General features: G+C 42.4%; 1 protein-coding gene. It reads left to right on the plus strand.

Going from position 1 to position 2,895, the window contains the following annotated elements:
* Nucleotides 1-147 precede the first annotated feature (147 nt).
* On the plus strand, nt 148-2,811 hold the full coding sequence (locus J2W69_RS20495; RefSeq protein ID WP_310282075.1) for a hypothetical protein: 2,664 nt from the start codon (nt 148-150) through the stop codon (nt 2,809-2,811).
* Nucleotides 2,812-2,895 lie beyond the last annotated feature (84 nt).

A 2,895-nucleotide genomic window follows, 5' to 3' on the forward strand; every position in this document is an offset into this window, starting at 1 on the left:
GGTATAGGTCTTGCGATTCTTTTTAGTTGTCATAGTCACCTCGTTATGTGATTTTACTCACTTAGCGCGGTGTACAGAACTACTGGATCAGATCACACTACACCTGACGCTTTGCTGCGTGAAAACAATGTTACGACAAAGATAACCTTGCAAAATTTAAGCGAGGAAAAACTAAATCGACTTGACGAGTTACTTTCGAAGTTAGCTCGTTCCCCCCTGATGTTTTCCAGCTTTGCGTCAAACCCAGCTTCACACGGTTGTCTCATCGCAGAGTTCGATATTGCTGGACAGTTCTATACGGTGGATCTAAGCGTTGATAAGAGTATGTATCATCTTGTTCAAGTTGATACAACTGAACTAATTAGCCCCAATAACAAGTACATATTAGACGCAATTGACTATAAATTAACCAGAGAACCCCAGCTTTATTTAGCTATCCACAACTCTTTAGCAAGTTCAGATTACAATGCCGGTTTATACCATTGTTATCTGCCGACAGAACTTAGTACATATTGCCCGTTACATATACATGCAGACTTTTATGTGGACAACTCACGTAAGCATATTGATTTTCAGGGTATTGAATACAACAAGAAACTAATCACGTTGGCTGCTGATGCATTGATCAAGCATTTTGAAGAATCGCATATCAGTTATACGATTCCAGTAATTTGCGCCCACCTGATGCCATCAAATGGTAAATTAAAAGAGATTCTTCAATACCGCTTCGGTAGTGGTAATAAGCTCGCCTTTCTGATCAAACAATTCCTACAGCGTGATCTCGGTCTTTCATTTAACGATATCGATGCTATTTGGGGCTTAATCAGTCACTATTCACCAGAACGACCTCACGGAGGTCATCACACAACTTATGTGAGAGACCTTGTAGGTTACTTCACTTACTTTTCGTCTTCTGAGCTTAAATTAGTTCCTCTTGTCGCGCACGATAATGGTCTTGATAGCGATGACCGACCCCAGTGTGTTCAGATACCAAGACCTTCGACTGATGATTCGCTGGCAGATTTATTCTGCTTGATGCGAGATACCCGTGTACCTCCGATAAATGCAATTAGTGTTACAGTAACTCCCTGGCGATTCCCCGATAAGATCGCTGAAAAGCTCAAATTGACAAACGTGTGGCGAGGGTATGAAGAGTCAATTGCTGTACTCCGTGCGATTATACGTTCACAAAATGATCATATAGAAGAAGAGCAAAGAGCAGGGTTGCTGAAAGCTGCAGCAACAATTGACCCGGTAAAAAATGAATTACCGAAGATTAGAATGATAGGCAGTGATCGGCATCGCAGCCACGCAATCCTTGTTCCTGCGCATAGTCCGTCTGGTTGGGCAAAAGCCGATGAGTGTTATTTCCAAAGCGAGTTGCTCGATAAATGTATAAAAAATAGAGGATATTTTCCTGTTGACGACAGCCGAGCAATGGCTTATCTGGGGGGCGACTACCAACTTCAATTGGCTTTCTGGGGTGTATGGCAAGTGTTGCCGCTAAAGAAAAGTGCTAAAACTGGGGATATGAATTGGCAGCTGGAGCTTTCAGTTAATGAACTGCAGGAATTGTTGGCACCTTCAGAGATATTGGACTGTTTGGCTAAGTGCTTTGAGCTTTGGCAAAGAGGCAACTTTTTTGATAGCAACAAAAGTTTACTCCAAGGTGTTCATAAAGATCTCCATAACACCGAGTGGTTAGATGTAACCATGGGGAAAGATCGCGTAATTGCTTCGCCTGCTCGAACCTTTAATCTGTCTAGTAATCAAGTCCTTTCGCATGTTCCATTTATTAGTCTGGAAAAGATTCCGCCAGCACATGCTGCGCTATTAAAGTGGTTGCTCGTGCGTGATGTCGAGCATGAAGACAACATTGGCAAATTGATTAGGGCTGTTAATTGCATAACCTCACAACTTGAAACATCTAAGCCTCGTTCAATCAGCCGAGAATATCGGCTAATGGTCGCCAAACTCAATAGTTTGCGTAGTGGGATCAATGGTGAGTTGAGTAATTTTCCTCGTTTGGTGAAAGAAGGTTCAAGTATCCGCCTTGCTGACAGTCAAGAAGCTGTTTACTTCTTAACTTCGGAAGAGCGACGACAAATTAGAGGGCGTTTAGCGCTCCCTATGTTGGATGTTGCCAGGGACACTGCTATCGAATTTATAGGAAAACTACCATTCATTGAGCGTTTCAAATCTACTTACGTTATAAAGCCTGCATTGGAGTCTATTCCTGGCGAACCTGGAAAAATAGAGTACGTCGCGGAGCATGTGTTACCAAAACTTTTCGCTTATGCCGATATTTCTGATGAGATTAGTCGTGATCCTGATGAAGATAAAATTAAAGAGCGATGGGGTTCAATTGATATTAGAAGCGCTGCAGAAGGTTGCGACGTCATAATTGATGTTCAGGGTCCCGAAGGTGATCAAATCAGTTCATCATCATTGGAAAATGACAGAGCGGTATGGATGCCGGCCTTAAACCCGTCCAAGGCTGCAACATTGATATTGCATCCTAAATTTGATTGGCAAAACCACCATGACTTAAAAGCATTTAGTAAGTGGATGGCGCTAGAAGTATTCCGAATGCCCGAGTTACAGCAGGGGTTTGCGATGACTTTGCTTGGTGAAACTGATATTGAACAAAAGAAGGTAGAAGATCACAAAAAAAACATCGCATCGTGGTTAAGTAAAGACGACGAGAATGAGTTGGTTACCTGCATTGAAGCAATGTTAAACAAAAAGCTCGAGAAAGGGGCATGGCGTTTGTTGAGTACTTATCAGGGAGCAGCGCTTAGGAGTATGTAAAATTTTCTGTGTAAGTGGCTGTTTATCATAGTGATACACGATCACCGTACATGATGATGAACTGATTCATCGCCGGTTTCCAGT

The sequence above is a fragment of the Rheinheimera soli genome (assembly GCF_031457405.1).
Taxonomy (GTDB): Bacteria; Pseudomonadota; Gammaproteobacteria; order Enterobacterales; family Alteromonadaceae; genus Pararheinheimera; species Pararheinheimera soli_A.